The sequence below is a fragment of the Microbacterium sp. zg-B185 genome, assembly GCF_030246885.1.
In the GTDB taxonomy this organism is placed as follows: domain Bacteria; phylum Actinomycetota; class Actinomycetes; order Actinomycetales; family Microbacteriaceae; genus Microbacterium.
Genome location: NZ_CP126739.1, coordinates 1,320,187 through 1,334,243, shown reverse-complemented (window position 1 = coordinate 1,334,243; position 14,057 = coordinate 1,320,187). Strand labels below are relative to the sequence as shown.

Sequence of the window (14,057 nt, the reverse complement as noted above, 5' to 3'; positions counted from 1 at the left end):
GGTGCTGGTGCCGGTGCCGGTGCGGGTGCCGGTGCCGGTGCCGGTGCCGGTGCCGGTGCCGGTGCTGCAGCGAGCTGCGGTGGCCGCCGGACCGCGCGTTAGAACGGCGGACGATCGGTGCCGTGCACCTGGGGGCTCCCACCCGAAACGGTGAACACGGGCACCCGACGCTCCGGTGCGACGACGTATCTCCGACCTGAAGGTGACATCCATTCGACGGCACCGCCGCTGTCGGGCAGCTGTCTGAGATGCCAGCCGCCGTGGTGTTTCACTTTGTGATGGCCCTTGCACAGTGGGGCCAGGTTCTCCAACGAAGTGGCGCCTCCGTGCTCCCACGCGATCGTGTGGTCTACCTCGCACCGGGATGCCGGCATCCCGCATCCCGGACCCATGCACCGGTCGGCCCGCCATTTCACCAGTCGTTTCAGCGCTGCCGGCGGCGAATACTGGGTGCGACCGACCGAGAGGATCATGCCCGTCTCGGGGTGCGTGAGCACGCGCATCCAGGTCGCATCTCCCCCGCACAGCTCCCGAGCTCGCGCGATCGGGATGGGCCCGATGCCTTCGACGGTCGCCGGGTCTGCACCGGAGGCCACGACCGCCTCGTCCGAATCCTCGAGCAGCGCGAGCGCAGGTACCGTCACGACGACGGTGGCACGGATGCCGCGCGCCTCGCTGGGATGCGCGGCCACGGTGCCCTCGATCAGGAGGTCTGCCATCACGTCTGCACGTATCTGATCGAGGGTGCGTGTCTCGCCGTCCTGGGCGAGGATCGTCTTCGCGATCGCGGTCGCGCGACCGTACGCCGCGTGAGCTTCGACCTGAGGGCCGAGCAGATGCGTCCACGCCATGCCGTCCTCGACCGGCTCGACATAGACCCTCCGCTGGGACAGCGCCGCTTCGTGGCGCTCGGCGAGAGTCACGACACGTGCGGAGTCGACCAGGTTGCGCAGGGATCGGCGGAATTCGCCAACAGGCTGCTGTTCGGCAAACGCCAGCGCACGATCGAACACTCCGGCGCGAAGCTGGGGGTCCAGTTCGTCGAGACCGCCCACCAGGATCTCGGCGTGCCGCTCAGTGATACGAGCGCGTTCGAGGGCGTGCAGGGCTTTCGGGTAGCGATGCACCATCGCCTCCGCGAGCGCGATCAGGTTGCCCGCCGCGTGCTCGGTGATCCGACTCGCCGAGGCCAGCTCGAGCCGTAGTCCGCGCAGCACAACGTCGGTGAAGCGCTGACCGGCCGCTTCGGCATCCGCGAGATACGCCCGCCGCAGCAGATCGATCTGCCCCAGTCGCTCCGCCGCCCACATCGCCATCGTGGCCTCGAGATCGACCACCACATCGAGCGGGCTGGGGTGCCCCACGTGTGTGTCCAGCGGGTCTTCGAACATGCAACCAGATTAGAACGTACCTCCGACATTGAGGATGCCCCACCATCAGCCCGACCACGCCGCCGAGCGGCTTCTGATCGGATCCCTCGTCGAGCCCGGCGGGGTGTGCCGCGACAAGGCCGTCCCCGCCTCCCGTGCCGACGCGTTCGCCGCCACGGGGATGGGCGTGTCCTCGAGTTGGAGCGTCCTCTGCGCAGACGACCGCCTCGCCTTCACCGACCGCTTCTCCGCGGTCGGCGAAGCGACGCCGCGCGCGCCTGTGGATACGGCACCGTTCATGTGCTGACGGGCAGCCGATCACGGTGCGCTTCCCGTGCGTGGTCGGTCACGTCGGTGCCACACCCTGTACGCGGCGGCCGTGACCGTCATTGCCAGCCCGAGCGCGCCGATCGGCATCCCCGCCAGGGTGAGCGCACCCGCCCCGATGTTGGCATCCAAGGCCGTCGGGTCGTGAATCAGCGCGGCCGCGGCAAGCATCGCGAACCCTGCGCCGAGGAGAACTGTCCCGATGGTGCGAACGATCACTGTGACCTCCTGATGTGCGTGGTAATGCCCAGCACAGACCATGTGGTGGGCACCGAGTCAACCTGTCCGGAGCATGAGCCTCGGGGAGGGCGCGCGGTGGACCCCTGGCCGCCGATCTGGCGCGGGTCTACGTGTTGAGGCACGCGGTTCAGTGCGTAGTCTGCGAGACATGGACACTCCACGCCCTCTCCCGAACATCGGCGCACCAGCCGCGAGAGCGCTCGCCGAGGCCGGGGTCGAGAATCTGGATGACGTAGAGAAGGTCGGCATCGGCTACCTCGCGACACTCCACGGAGTCGGGCCGAAAGCGGTGCGGCTGTTGGACGCAGCTCTGGAGGAGTAGCGGTCGGCCGACTCGACGACAGCTCGACGTATCCGCCGATCTGTTCCGTCGCACTCGGCGGGACGGGCGGCGTCACGGCTCTCGCCGACCGCACCCCGGTGCCCCGAGGTACGACAGGATGACGGGGTGAGTTCCTACGTGCGCCCCTCGATCGATGCGCCGGTGTTCCGCGACGCCGACGGTGAGGTCATCGACTACGGGAACCGGTGGGCCGGTTCGCCCCCGGAGGACACCTACTCGGTGGAAACGCACCCGGAGAGGTTCGCGCCCCTCCACGCCGTCGCGGATGCCCTCATCGCGCACCTCCGTGAAACCTACGACGTCGAGGTCGACGACGGCGCGGAGACGGCGGCGGATCTGCTTCGCCCCGCGTATCACGACGTGGTGCGCGCCGTGCGGATCCGACCGAAGGACCCGGCGTCCGCGTCCCTGACATTGGTCTTCACCGCGTACCCGGGGATTTCCATGCACGCCGGACTGCTCAACGACTTCCAATACCCGGTCTGCGGTTGCGACGCCTGCGACTCGAACTGGGAAGGGGAAGCCGACGACCTCGAACGACAAGTGCTCGCCGTCGTCACCGGGCACTATCGCGAGAGCATCACCCACGGCATCCGGCCTTGGGTAGAGCACAGCTTCAGCTACCCCGACGGGGGTGGACGTGGTGGCCGGTCTCTCGCGCAAGACATCCCTGCGGCGCGCGTCAAAGCGGCTGAGCCCATCCTCCGGAACCTCCCCGACGGGTGGGCCGCATGGCCTCCCCCACCCTCATCGTCCTGATGGATCGCGGCACGAGCGTTGTTCGAAATCCCGCCCAGGTCAGCCGAGATTTCCGGGCATGCTGATCTGCGTCCGTCAGGGGGTCTCCCTGCGTCGTTCCGGGTATTGACCCCCAGTTATACGCTCCGATACGGTGCGCGTAAATGCCCGATGAGGCCGGAAGCCCGAGGAGGCGGCCATGGACCCGAAGCCCGCTCCGCACCACGAATCACCCGTACTAGGCAATCCTGACCTGCCCCCGGAGGGCGAGATCAATACGAGCGGCGACCCAACCGCCCTCGCGATGACCGGCCCGCAGAACCCGGCATTGGCGAATCTGTTCCCGAGCCAATTGCACGCACCGCCCACCGACGTCTCCACTCAGGCGTTCTTCTGGTCGTCCTTCAACATCTCGCCGCGGCGGGTGCAGGCGGGCGGATGGGCGCGGGAGGTGACTCAGCCGGACTTCGCCATCTCCGACGAGATCGCCGGCGTCAACATGTACCTCGACGCGGGCGCGATCCGCGAGCTGCACTGGCATCAGACGGCGGAGTGGGCACTGATGACGCGGGGCGGATGCCGCATCACCACGCTCAGTCGCACCGGATTGCCGAGCGTCGAAGACGTGTACGCGGGAGACCTGTGGTTCTTCCCGCCGGGCCTGCCGCACTCCCTGCAGGGGCTGGGTCCGGAGGGAGCCGAGTTCGTGCTCGCCTTCGACGACGGCGCGCAGTCGGAGTCGAACACGCTGCTCCTCACCGACTGGTTCTCGCACACCCCGCCCGATGTGCTGGCGAAGAACTTCGGCGTCGCCCAAGAGGTTTTCCGCGACATCCCGCTCCACAACCTATGGATCTTTCCCGGTGAGGTGCCGGGTGAACTGGAGAAGGATCAGCTCGCCGCGGGCGTCCAGTGGGGTGACGACCAGCCGGTGATCTTCCGGCTCGCGCAGTCCGCGCCGATCCACGAGAACAGCGGAGGCAGCATCCGCATCGCCGACTCGACCAACTTCCCCGCCAGCACCACCGTCGCCGCGGCCCTGGTGACGGTGGAGCCGGGAAGCATGCGAGAGCTGCATTGGCACCCCAACGCCGATGAGTGGCAGTACTACCTCAAGGGGTCGGCGCGGATGACGGTCTTCAACACCGGCCCGCATGCAAACACGATGGATTTCACCGCGGGCGATGTCGGTGTGGTCAAGCGCAACTACGGGCACTACATCGAGAACACCGGCGACGAGCAGCTGATCTTCCTCGAGACTTTCCGCAGCAACCGATACGAGGAGGTGTCGCTGGCGAACTGGCTGGCGCACCTTCCGCCCCAGTTGGTGTCAGCGCACCTCAACATCCCCGCGGAGACGCTTGCTACGTTCCCCCGCACCACGCAGGGCATCGTTCCCCTCCGCACCCCGTCATGACCGCGGCCGGGCAGGCCGCCCCGCCGTCTGCCCGGTTCTCAGCCCTCGCGGTGCCGAACTACCGGCGGTTCATCGCCGGTCAGGGAATCAGTCTTATCGGCTCATGGACTGAGACCGTGGCGCAGGGCGTGCTCGTGCTGACCATGACCGGGTCGGCCTTCGACCTCGGGCTCGTCGCCGCCGTCCGCTACCTCCCCGTGCTGCTGCTGGCCCCGTACGCGGGCGTGCTCGTCGATCGCCACGATCGTCGGCGCACGCTGCTGGTCACCCAGACGGCGCTGGCCTTGCTGGCCCTCGGCTTCGGGATCGTCATCCTCACCGGCCACCACTCCCTCATGCTCGCCCTCCTCGTCGCGGTGGTGTTCGGGGTGCTGACAGCCGTCGACAATCCGGCACGGATGGCCCTCATCCCCGAGCTCGTCGGGAGGGAGGTGCTGCACAGCGCCGTCACGCTCAACAGCATCCTGGCGAACGTCGGACGCGGAGTCGGCCCCCTCGTCGCCGCCGCACTCATCGGCACCGTCGGCCTCGGGTGGTGCTTCATCGCGAACGCGGCGAGCTTCACCCTCGTGATCGCGCTGCTGCTGTCGATGCGCACCGCGCAGATCCACTCGGAGGGCAGGATCCCCCGCCGCCCGGGCAGGTGCGTGCGGCACTGCGGGTCGCGCGGACGAATCCCCAGCTCCTCGGGCCGCTCGTCATGATGACAATCGTCGGCACACTCGCCTACGAGTACGAAGTGAGCCTGCCCGTCTTCGGCGAGCACTCACTCGCCGGCGGCGCGGACGAGTACGCCTGGCTGACGGCAGGATTCGGCGCCGGGTCCATCGCCGCAGGGGTCTTCCTCCTCTTCTGGCCGCAGACAGGCCTCACCCGCATGGCGATGATCAGCGGCGCCTATGGCGTGACGCTCGGCCTCACCGCCGCAGCCCTCAACTCGCTCGTCGCCAACGTCACGATCGTGTTCGTCGGAGCGTGCAGCATCGGGTTTCTCACGACCGGCAATTCCACCGTGCAGCTGTTCGCGCCGGCGGGAATGCGAGGGCGCGTCACCGCACTGTGGACCACGGCGTTCATCGGCACGACTCCCATCGGTGCCGTGATCGTCGGCGGAGTCGGCCAGGCGTTTGGTGGGCGCGCGTCGCTGTTCCTCGCGGCAGCGGCCTGCCTGACCGCAGCGGGGGTCGGGGCGCTCATCGGGCGCATCCGGCCTCGCGACGACGCCCCGCCGACACCGTCATCCCCGACCCGTCCCCCGCTCGAAAGACGACCATGAGGCTCAAATGCACCATCCCGATCAATCTCGCCGGAAAGACGGCACTCGTGACCGGCTCGACCCAGGGCATCGGCCATGCGATCGCCACGCGACTGCTCCAGGCCGGCATCCGTCATCATCAACGGCCGGAGCGCCGAGACGGTGGAGCGTGTTGCCGGCGAACTCCGCGCGCACGACGACGACGTCACCGGGATCGCCGCTGATGTCACGACCGCGGAGGGCGCGCAGCACCTCGTGGCGCAGGCGGGGCGGATCGACATCCTGGTGAACAACCTCGGCATCTTCGGCTCCACTCCTACACTGGAGATCACGGACGAGGAGTGGCTTCGCTACTTCGACGTGAACGTCGTCAGCGCCGCGCGGCTGACGCGGGAACTCCTCCCCGCGATGATGAGCCGCGGGTGGGGCCGGGTGCTGAACATCGCTAGCGACTCGGCGATCGTCATCCCCGAGGAGATGATCCACTACGGCGCGACGAAGACGGCGATGCTGGCCTTGTCGCGAGGGTCCGCCAAGGCGGCTGCCGGCAGCGGCGTCACGGTCAACTCGGTGATCGTCGGTCCCACGCGCACGCCGGGGGTCGAAGACTTCGTCTACCAGCTGGTGGACCGGGACCTCCCCTGGGAAGAGGCTCAGCGCGAGTTCATGCGGAAGGCCCGACCGCAGTCGTTGCTCGGCCGGCTGATCGAGCCCGTGGAGATCGCGAACATGGTGGCATACCTGTCCTCCCCGCTCGCCTGCCACGACCGGTGCGGCCGTACGCGTCGACGGCGGCTACGTCGATTCGATCGTGCCCTGACACGCACCAGGGCCGGACGGATCGTGGCGATCTCTGCGCGGGCGGTCTCTTCCCAGGAGTCCTCGTCGAGATTCTCGGGCTTGTTAGGGCAGGAGGTTGCCCACGCGCGACGGTCGATCTGGCTGCGCACCCCGGCCCAAGGTGCGGCGCCGCCGTGGGTTGTGCTTCAGTCCGCGGTCAGGCGTGCGCGGTTCGCTTCGAACTGAGCGGAGCTGTCCACACGGAGCACAACATGCGAGGGCCTGTCCCCCCCCGTATCGAGTGCCACCCGCCCGCGAATCCCTCCGCGGCGGGCGGGCACTACATCAGAAGAGACAGCGCCTCGGCGTAGGCGGCGTCACGTCGGTACGTGGCCGCGTGGCCAAACTCCATGTTGCCCGTCTGGTGCCTCCCAATCGAAATCACCACCCGGTCGTTCCGTCCAGCCGCGACAGCCGGGATCCTCGCAGCGGGCGCGGCACGCCAACTGATTCACGCCCACACCTCCGACTTCCGATCGCGGACCCATTCAATTGGGGATGATCCGTAAGCCACCTGTGGCAGCGTGGACACGGCGTCCGACCCGCAGTCGCCTGGGAGATCCGCTGATCGTTCAGATCGTCAAAATGGGCCTCGTAGCGGCGCTTCTTCGTCACGCGGCCGGCTCACCCTTCTCTGGCCGAGAACGATCAGGTTACGCTGCCGCCACCGACGGGAGATGGCACAGTCGGGAGAAAGACCAATTCGCAGCTTGCGCACTCGAAACCCGCACCATCAGCGTCACGCAGTACGGTCGCGCAATTGGGGCGGCGGGGCTGGGCGAGGTCGTCGAATTCGTCCTTCCGACAGCGTAAGACCCGTACGCGGCCGACACCGAGGAAACCGGATGGCTGTGGAAAACCCAAAGAGTCGCCCAGGATTTTGACGGCGGCTGGCCTTGGCCACCCCCGTCCGATATGTTCAGGCAGGCTGTGGATTCGACGTCGAATGGCCCGCGTTCTCGCGCAATATCGACGCGATTCGCGGACGACTGAACGAGCGGGGCGCTGGGACCTCGACGTATTTGCGATCAATGGGTACTGCCCATTGATCAATCCGAGAGGAACCACATGACCGACCCGACTACGCCCGCCGCCCCGGCCGGCTGGTACCCCGACGGCTCCGGGCAGCAGCGCTACTGGGACGGCGCGACCTGGACCGAACACTTCACCCCGCTGACCGCCGGGGACGCTCCGACCGAGGTGATTGCCCCGGCCACGGGCGGGGCGGTCTACTCAGCGGCGGGCACCACCATGCTGGAAGCCCCACCTAAGAAGAAACGCAAGTGGCCGTGGATTGTCGGCGGTGTGGCCGGCGCGTTCATCCTGGTCGGCATCATCGGCTCACTGAACGGGGGCGGCGACGATGAGGCCGTCGCCGAGAAGAAGCCAGCCGCCGTGGTCCAGACCGAGGAGGCCGTCGAGGAAGTCGCGGCCGCCGTGCCGGATGTGCTCACCCTCACCGCCAAGCAGGCCAGCGCACTGATCGAGAACGCCGGCCTGGTGGTGGAGTTCTCCGCCGCCTCCGGCGTGGTCCTGGATCAGGACAACTGGACGGTGACGGGCACCATCCCGGCCGCCGGCAGCGAGCTCAAGGCCGGCGACACCGTGGTGGTCACGGTGGTCAAGACGGCGGAGCTGAACAAGGCAGCCGAGCCGGCGAAGCCCGCCGAGCCGGTCGCTCCCGCGGCACCGAAGTACACCCTCGCCCAGCAGAACGCGATTAAGGAGGCCCAGTCCTACCTCGCCTACTCCGGATTCTCCCGCAGCGGGCTGATCGGCCAGCTCGAGTACGAGGGCTACACCACCGATGAGGCCACGTTCGGTGCGGACAATGCCGGCGCGGACTGGAACGCGGAGGCTGCCGAGTCCGCGACCAGCTACATGGAATACAGCTCGTTCTCCCGTGATGGGCTGTACGAGCAGTTGGCCTACGAGGGGTTCTCTGACGCGGAGATCCTCTTCGGATTGGCAGCCGTCGGCTACTAGACCCCGGATCTGCGGAGAGTGTGCTTCGATCGATCCCGGGACACCAGATGTGCGGGTACGGGTACGAGCGCGCTGTTGCGCGAGCTGGGATCGATCAATCAGCACAGGGCATCGAGGGCGAAAGGGCTTGCGCTGCTGGACCTGCCGTGAACATTATCAAGCAGATCGATCCGAGCGGCTGGGAAGCGACCGGCTCGGTGACGTGACCGCGCAATCAGTGCTATCGGGTGGCTGCGACGGCGAAGGCCTCGAGATCGTCAAGCAGCCCCGATAGGATCTCGCGACCCCTGAACGGACCGCGCTGCGGTCCCCGTTGCAGTAGATCGCCGGGACGCACGGGATCGGGCCGATCCACGAGCGGTATCACCTGCGCAACGTAGTCGCGGAGGGTCCGCAGGCTCGGAAGGTAGCGTGCGACGACTTCCGCGACGCCCGCCACCAGCTGATCACTGGAACGCGAGAGCACCTGCACGAACGAATCGAGTTCGCGAAGCCGGCGCTCGTTAGTCGCAACACCCTTGAGGAGGTAGCGCTTGAGGACGTCGGTCGCCCAGGGGCGGAACTCGATCGCCCGCGCGGAGTTGGCACGGTAGCCGACTGCCAGCACCACGTCGAGACTGTAGAGAGTGACCAGGCGATCCGACCCAGCAATATGCACTTTCTGCATATTGCTTTCGGCGGCGACTTCCTCGGTTCGGAGGATGTTGCGGATGTGGCGAGAGACGCCCGACTGGTCGATGCCGAAGAGTTCCTCGATGTCGGCCTGAGATGCCCACACCGTTTCGCCCTCGCTGCGCAGTTCGAGGGAGACCACTCCATCGGTGAACTCGAAGATCTCGATCGCCGACGTCATTCCGCTAGTTCACCATGAAGTGCAGACGCGATCATACGGCCGGGGCCGATCCATCGGGCCGACAGTCAGCCGCCCAGCGATCGGTGGGGGCGCAGTGCCCGGAGCGAGCGGTTGATAAGCGCAGCTCGCCGCGCAGCGGAGAGCGGAGTCTGCAAAAAGCGAGCGTAGGGACCGGAGCCGTCGACGATCGCTACAATCCCGGCGTCGGGGCCGACAGATGTGTGGACCTCCTTCGCTGGTCAGCGTGAGAGCCCGCGCCCTGACATCTGCGAGGTGAAGGGCCCTTGGGCGGCCGCCTCGTTCCGTGAGCGCGACGCGCGTGCCAGTTCCGCTTCAGCGGCGCGGACAGCGTCTTGCATCGTCAGTTCGGTGCTACCGCGCAGCACGCAGGCGGCGACGATCGCTGGTGCGGCCGGTTCGGTGCGTGCGACGGCGATCACCTCGTTATGCACCCGACCACGAGTGAGGCCCACGCACAGACCGGCGGCGTCCACATCCGGTCCGACGATCGATGCATCCACCGTCTCTCCCTGGATGCCGTGGACCGTGGACGCGTAGGCGAGCTGCAGGTGCTCGATCGCATAATCCTGGGTGACCTGCCGCATGATTCCGCTGTCGTTGGTCGACGTGAGCAGGATGGTGTGCTCCCGGATGCTGGTCACGATCCACAGCGCACGGTTCTCGACCCCGATATGGCGGTCGTTGCGTCGCGTCTGCACGGTGTCGCCGACGAGGATGCGCTGCTCCCCCATGCCCCACGCGGACTTGGTGGGGTCGAGCTCGCTGCGCTCGACACGGCGCCGTTGGATCTCGTCGTTGATCGCGTTCGCTTCGCTGTTCGTAGCCGTGACGAGGGCCACGCGCTTGCCGCGGGAAGTCCACGCGAAGTACGCGTCGACCATCTGGTCGCGGGCGGCCTCGTGGTGGTCGACGCGCGTGAGGTGTCCGCGCTTCGCCAGCTCGCCGGCGATCTCCCCGGCTTCCTCAGGATCGCGAACATCGCGCAGCCGCAGGGTGAGTGCTCCGTAGTCGGCATCACGGAACCGGTGCACGGTGTCGAGCTCAACGGCAGCACCGGCGAGACCCACAGCTGTCGCCATGGCACCGGCGTGCCCGACGGGCAACGTATACGCCCCGAAGGGTTGTGGGCGATTTGTGGGCGATTGGCTTCAGGGCGCCTCACCGGCGACGAACAAAGGCCCCGAAACCCGCGTGATTACGCGGTTTTCGGGGCCCGTCCGGTGACAGCGGAGTGGTGGAGATGGGGGGAATCGAACCCCCGTCCATCGCTGTGTCTCTGCGCCTTCTACGGGCGTAGCCTGTGCAGACGTTCTACTCGGCCCCGACCTTTGCCACAGGCATCTAGGTCGACAGGCCCAGTCTGGAAAAAGTCCCACGCGACGTCCAGACGCCGTCACGCAGCAAGTCCCCTAGATGACGCCAGGGTCCGTAGCGGGAACGCCTACGGTCTGACGGAGTTCAGGCTCGCTTATGCAGCGAGGGCGAACTCAGTGCGCTTTGTTTCGGCACTTGTAGTTTTGCAGAGATCGTTTACGAGATAACCCTGCATCCTCGGCCCGCTTCTCGCAGGAGCTCAGGCGATGTCGAAACCGATCATCCCCATGAACCCTCATGTGCAGAGGGCCACTGTCACGCGCTGTTGAATTTTCACTCACCCGGAACCGCAAGGTACCGAGCGTCACAGTCTACAACGGATGCCGCGCGCCGATCATTCCGCACGCCTCCCCGGCACAGCGCCTCGCCGCGGATAGGTTCTACGGGTGTCGACAAAACGCCTGTGGCTGATTGCGGGAAGCGCGGTCGCGCTCGTGGTCGTCCTCATCGTGATGGCGAACCTGTTCGCTCCGAAGGAATCCCGCGCTGTTCCGACGCCGACCGCGACGGCGCCGGCATCCGCTCCCCCCGCGCCGACGAACTCCGCCACCCCCGCGCCCACCCCGACCCCCAGCGCCACGGCGACCGCCCCACCGGATGCCGGCCCGACGTGCGATGACATCGCCACGACCGTCTTCCGTTCGATGATGGCCTCGAACGGCTGGGTCTCCTGGCAGACGCAGGACCAGCCGACCGGCTCCCGCCCGTTCGATGCCTTCTACAACGGCACCCCGCCCGGCGCGGTCATCTGCCGGTGGGGTGCAGATCCGCAGCTCGCAACGGACAACGTGAGCGATCTGGCCTGGGCTCCGATCGATCCGGAGAACGCCGTCGACGCGATGCTCACTCTCGCCCAGCGTGGCTTCACGCGGATCGACGCGGTCGAGGGCGTCTATCTGGCCGCCCAGGGACCCGCCGGCCACACCGATGCCGAGGGATGGGGCGAGACGTACTTCTTCACCCCCAAGGACGTGCGGTGGGCTGTCACCAAAGCCGACGTGATGGCGTACGTGAAGTCGCCCGTCCACCCCGACTGACGGGCGCATTCTGCGAGTCGCATGATCCGCAGGATCGCCACGCCCCGCGCGTAGAGTCTGACTCATGAGCGAAGTGACCATCACCGTCCGCGGGGAGCACGAACAGCGCGTGGCCCCCGAAGAAGTCGTTGCGCACCTCTCCGTTCGCACCGAGGGCCCGCAGCGTGACAGCGTCGTCGCGCGAATGACCGCGCTGGCCGCACCCCTGCAAGCGGATCTCGAAACGAGAACGGACGCAGGCGGCGTCAAGGAGTGGTCGACCCAGCGGATGTCGGTGTGGGCCAACCGACCGTGGAACAACGAGGGCAAGCAGCTCGCCCTCGTGCACTACGCCTCGGTGGAGATGTCCGCGACCTTCACCGACTTCGCGGTGCTGTCCCGGTGGATCACCGACGCCGCCGAACGCGAGGGTGTGCAGGTGGACGGCTTGACCTGGCGTCTCACGCCCGCGACCGCGAAAGCCACCGAGGCGCAGGTCGCCGCGCACGCCGTGCAGGTCGCTGTCGATCGGGCCACCGCGTACGCCGGCGCCATCGGACTGGCCTCCGTGACACCCGTGGAGATCGCCGACCTCGGACTGATCAGCCGGGCCCCGGACCAGACTGCACCCGCGCCCAAGATGATGCGCGCGATGGCCATGGGCGTGATGGATGCCGGCAACGGCGGCCCCGCGGTCCAGTTCCAGCCCGAGGACATCGTCGTCACCGCCGCGGTCGAAGCGCGCTTCGCCGCCAACTGAGCCGCCCACTGATCCACGCATGACCGTCGCAGCCACCGCTCCGTCGCTTCCGGTCACACCCCGGCCGGGGGTCGGCGACCGCCTGTCTCGCATGATCCGGCTCCCGACCGTCAGCGCCGAGCTCGAGGCCCGCGGATCCGAACCGTTCGAGGACGTCGTCGCGCTCCTGGCTGAGCTGTACCCCCTGGTGCACGCGAACCTCGTCCGCGAGCGGATCACGGACTTCGGCCTGCTGTTCCGTTGGCAGGGTGCCCGGGCCTCCGAAGCGCCCCTCGTGCTGATGGCGCACTACGACGTGGTGCCGGTGGACGAAGACGACCCGTGGACTCACCCACCGTTCGAGGGCCGCGTCGCCGACGGCTGGGTTTACGGACGCGGCGCGCTCGATGACAAAGGTCCCCTCGCGGTGATCCTCGAAGCGGTGGAGAACCTGCTCGCGGCAGGCTTCACCCCCGCGCGCGACGTCTACCTGTCGTTCGGCGGAAACGAGGAGACGTACGGCGATGCCGCCGCCACGATCGCCACGACGCTGCAAAAGCGCGGGGTCGTGCCGTGGCTCGTGCTGGACGAGGGCGGCGCGGTCGTGGACGCTCCGCTGCCGTTCGCGCATGGTGACGCTGCGATGGTCGGCGTCGGCGAGAAGGGCGTCCTCACCGTTCGTCTCACCGCGCGCAGCGAGGGCGGGCATGCCTCGGCCCCGCCGCGCCTGACCGCCGTGGGCCGTATCGCGCGTGCGGTGGATCGGCTCGGCTCCCGCACGTTCCACGCCCGCACCCCCCGCGGGATCACCCGGATGCTCAGCCTGTTCGCCGACACTGCGCACGGCCCCGGCCAGCTCCTGCTCCGGACCCTCGCGACCTTCCCGTGGCTCACCGCCGGCGCATTCGCGCTCATCGGCGGCGAACCGGCCGCGCTGGTACGCACGACCGTGGCTGCGACCATGCAGCAGGGCGGTACGGCGGCGAACGTCCTGCCCTCCCAGGCCTCCGCCGTCCTGAACCTGCGCATCGCGCTGGGCGAGACCGTCGCGGGTACGCTCCGGCGCGTCCGCCGCCGGATCGGTGACCGATCGGTGGAACTGACCGTCCTGGAGGCCAGCGAACCCTCGCCCGAGTCCCCCACCGACAACGCTCAGTTCGCGCTGATCACCCGCGCGGTCAGGGAATCGTACCCGGATGCCGCGACGGTCCCGTACGTGATGATGGCAGCCACCGATTCCCGCCATTTCCACCGCTTCTGCCCCGCCGTGTACCGCTTCGCTCCGCTGGAGATGACCAGCGCCCAGCGCGCTTCCATCCACGGCGTGGACGAGCGCGTCCAGATCGCATCGCTGGAACGCGGCGAGCGCTTCCACCGCGCGCTCCTGCAGAACCTGGTCTGATCCCCCCGCACCGGCGGGTTGTGGCCCGGTCCACGGGCGCGCACTTGGGCAGCCGCTACAGTGAGCCCACCCGAATCCACGTCGACAGCATCCGCACGAAGAACTCGACAGGATCCCGCACGAAGAAGGAGCCGCG

Annotated in this window: 14 protein-coding genes, 1 other RNA gene and 1 pseudogene; 11 read left to right on the top strand and 5 right to left on the bottom strand. The window is 67.8% G+C overall.

Annotated features, from left to right (window positions below):
* Nucleotides 1-98 precede the first annotated feature (98 nt).
* On the bottom strand, nt 99-1,391 hold the full coding sequence (locus QNO12_RS06345) for an HNH endonuclease signature motif containing protein (RefSeq protein WP_257501912.1): 1,293 nt from the start codon (nt 1,389-1,391) through the stop codon (nt 99-101).
* 34 nt (nt 1,392-1,425) lie between these two features.
* On the opposite strand from QNO12_RS06345, the gene QNO12_RS06340 reads away from it, so the two are divergent.
* On the top strand, nt 1,426-1,677 hold the full coding sequence (locus QNO12_RS06340; protein ID WP_257501911.1) for a hypothetical protein: 252 nt from the start codon (nt 1,426-1,428) through the stop codon (nt 1,675-1,677).
* An 11-nt stretch (nt 1,678-1,688) separates the two neighbouring features.
* Here QNO12_RS06340 and QNO12_RS06335 read toward each other — a convergent pair whose 3' ends face one another.
* Nucleotides 1,689-1,916, bottom strand: coding sequence for a hypothetical protein (locus QNO12_RS06335; protein WP_257501910.1), 228 nt, complete (start codon nt 1,914-1,916; stop codon nt 1,689-1,691).
* Nucleotides 1,917-2,085: 169 nt separating this feature from the next.
* Between QNO12_RS06335 and QNO12_RS06330 the strand changes: the two genes are divergently transcribed.
* From QNO12_RS06330 to QNO12_RS06300, 7 genes and pseudogenes are all read left to right on the top strand, one after another.
* The gene (locus QNO12_RS06330) at nt 2,086-2,259 is read left to right on the top strand and encodes a DNA-binding protein (protein ID WP_257501909.1); all 174 of its coding nucleotides are present in this window, start codon (nt 2,086-2,088) and stop codon (nt 2,257-2,259) included.
* Between the two features lie 126 nt (nt 2,260-2,385).
* Nucleotides 2,386-3,039 (top strand): DUF6226 family protein, encoded by a 654-nt coding sequence (locus QNO12_RS06325; protein WP_257501908.1) that lies wholly within the window; start codon nt 2,386-2,388, stop codon nt 3,037-3,039.
* Between the two features lie 178 nt (nt 3,040-3,217).
* Complete coding sequence (locus QNO12_RS06320) at nt 3,218-4,435, top strand: cupin domain-containing protein (RefSeq protein ID WP_257501907.1); 1,218 nt, start codon at nt 3,218-3,220, stop codon at nt 4,433-4,435.
* Nucleotides 4,432-5,139 (top strand): MFS transporter, encoded by a 708-nt coding sequence (locus QNO12_RS06315; protein ID WP_257501906.1) that lies wholly within the window; start codon nt 4,432-4,434, stop codon nt 5,137-5,139. The genes QNO12_RS06320 and QNO12_RS06315 overlap by 4 nt, the downstream gene beginning before the upstream one ends.
* A complete protein-coding gene (locus tag QNO12_RS06310; protein WP_257501902.1) occupies nt 5,136-5,711 on the top strand; it encodes an MFS transporter in 576 nt (191 codons plus the stop codon). Before QNO12_RS06315 ends, QNO12_RS06310 begins: the two co-directional genes overlap by 4 nt.
* A gap of 14 nt (nt 5,712-5,725) precedes the next feature.
* Nucleotides 5,726-6,510, top strand: a pseudogene (locus tag QNO12_RS06305) (SDR family NAD(P)-dependent oxidoreductase).
* Between the two features lie 1,088 nt (nt 6,511-7,598).
* Complete coding sequence (locus QNO12_RS06300) at nt 7,599-8,516, top strand: Ltp family lipoprotein (RefSeq protein WP_257501901.1); 918 nt, start codon at nt 7,599-7,601, stop codon at nt 8,514-8,516.
* Between the two features lie 220 nt (nt 8,517-8,736).
* Here QNO12_RS06300 and rhuM read toward each other — a convergent pair whose 3' ends face one another.
* From rhuM to ssrA, 3 genes are all read right to left on the bottom strand, one after another.
* Nucleotides 8,737-9,369: a RhuM family protein gene (rhuM, locus tag QNO12_RS06295; protein ID WP_257501900.1), complete on the bottom strand. Its 633-nt coding sequence runs from the start codon at nt 9,367-9,369 to the stop codon at nt 8,737-8,739.
* A 239-nt stretch (nt 9,370-9,608) separates the two neighbouring features.
* Nucleotides 9,609-10,469 carry a hypothetical protein gene (locus tag QNO12_RS06290; RefSeq protein WP_257501899.1) on the bottom strand — a complete coding sequence of 287 codons (861 nt, stop codon included), beginning with the start codon at nt 10,467-10,469 and terminating at the stop codon, nt 9,609-9,611.
* A gap of 153 nt (nt 10,470-10,622) precedes the next feature.
* Nucleotides 10,623-10,991: a transfer-messenger RNA gene (gene ssrA / locus QNO12_RS06285) on the bottom strand.
* 159 nt (nt 10,992-11,150) lie between these two features.
* On the opposite strand from ssrA, the gene QNO12_RS06280 reads away from it, so the two are divergent.
* The 3 genes from QNO12_RS06280 to QNO12_RS06270 all read left to right on the top strand — a co-directional run bounded on the left by QNO12_RS06280 (nt 11,151) and on the right by QNO12_RS06270 (nt 13,921).
* A complete protein-coding gene (locus QNO12_RS06280; RefSeq protein ID WP_257501898.1) occupies nt 11,151-11,801 on the top strand; it encodes a hypothetical protein in 651 nt (216 codons plus the stop codon).
* Nucleotides 11,802-11,865: 64 nt separating this feature from the next.
* Entirely contained in the window at nt 11,866-12,540 is a 675-nt protein-coding gene (locus QNO12_RS06275; protein WP_257501897.1) for an SIMPL domain-containing protein, read from the top strand.
* A 19-nt stretch (nt 12,541-12,559) separates the two neighbouring features.
* A complete protein-coding gene (locus QNO12_RS06270) occupies nt 12,560-13,921 on the top strand; it encodes a M20/M25/M40 family metallo-hydrolase (RefSeq protein WP_257501896.1) in 1,362 nt (453 codons plus the stop codon).
* The last annotated feature ends 136 nt before the right edge of the window (nt 13,922-14,057 follow it).

Excerpts from the sequence above, each read along its gene's own strand:
- QNO12_RS06315 (WP_257501906.1), top strand. The coding sequence starts at position 4,432 with ATGACCGCGGCCGGGCAGGCCGCCCCGCCGTCTGCCCGGTTCTCAGCC.
- rhuM (WP_257501900.1), bottom strand. The coding sequence starts at position 9,369 with ATGACGTCGGCGATCGAGATCTTCGAGTTCACCGATGGAGTGGTCTCC.
- QNO12_RS06270 (WP_257501896.1), top strand. The coding sequence starts at position 12,560 with ATGACCGTCGCAGCCACCGCTCCGTCGCTTCCGGTCACACCCCGGCCG.
- QNO12_RS06345 (WP_257501912.1), bottom strand. The coding sequence starts at position 1,391 with ATGTTCGAAGACCCGCTGGACACACACGTGGGGCACCCCAGCCCGCTC.
- QNO12_RS06330 (WP_257501909.1), top strand. The coding sequence starts at position 2,086 with ATGGACACTCCACGCCCTCTCCCGAACATCGGCGCACCAGCCGCGAGA.
- QNO12_RS06300 (WP_257501901.1), top strand. The coding sequence starts at position 7,599 with ATGACCGACCCGACTACGCCCGCCGCCCCGGCCGGCTGGTACCCCGAC.
- QNO12_RS06320 (WP_257501907.1), top strand. The coding sequence starts at position 3,218 with ATGGACCCGAAGCCCGCTCCGCACCACGAATCACCCGTACTAGGCAAT.
- QNO12_RS06290 (WP_257501899.1), bottom strand. The coding sequence starts at position 10,469 with ATGGCGACAGCTGTGGGTCTCGCCGGTGCTGCCGTTGAGCTCGACACC.
- QNO12_RS06340 (WP_257501911.1), top strand. The coding sequence starts at position 1,426 with ATGCCCCACCATCAGCCCGACCACGCCGCCGAGCGGCTTCTGATCGGA.
- QNO12_RS06310 (WP_257501902.1), top strand. The coding sequence starts at position 5,136 with ATGATGACAATCGTCGGCACACTCGCCTACGAGTACGAAGTGAGCCTG.
- QNO12_RS06275 (WP_257501897.1), top strand. The coding sequence starts at position 11,866 with ATGAGCGAAGTGACCATCACCGTCCGCGGGGAGCACGAACAGCGCGTG.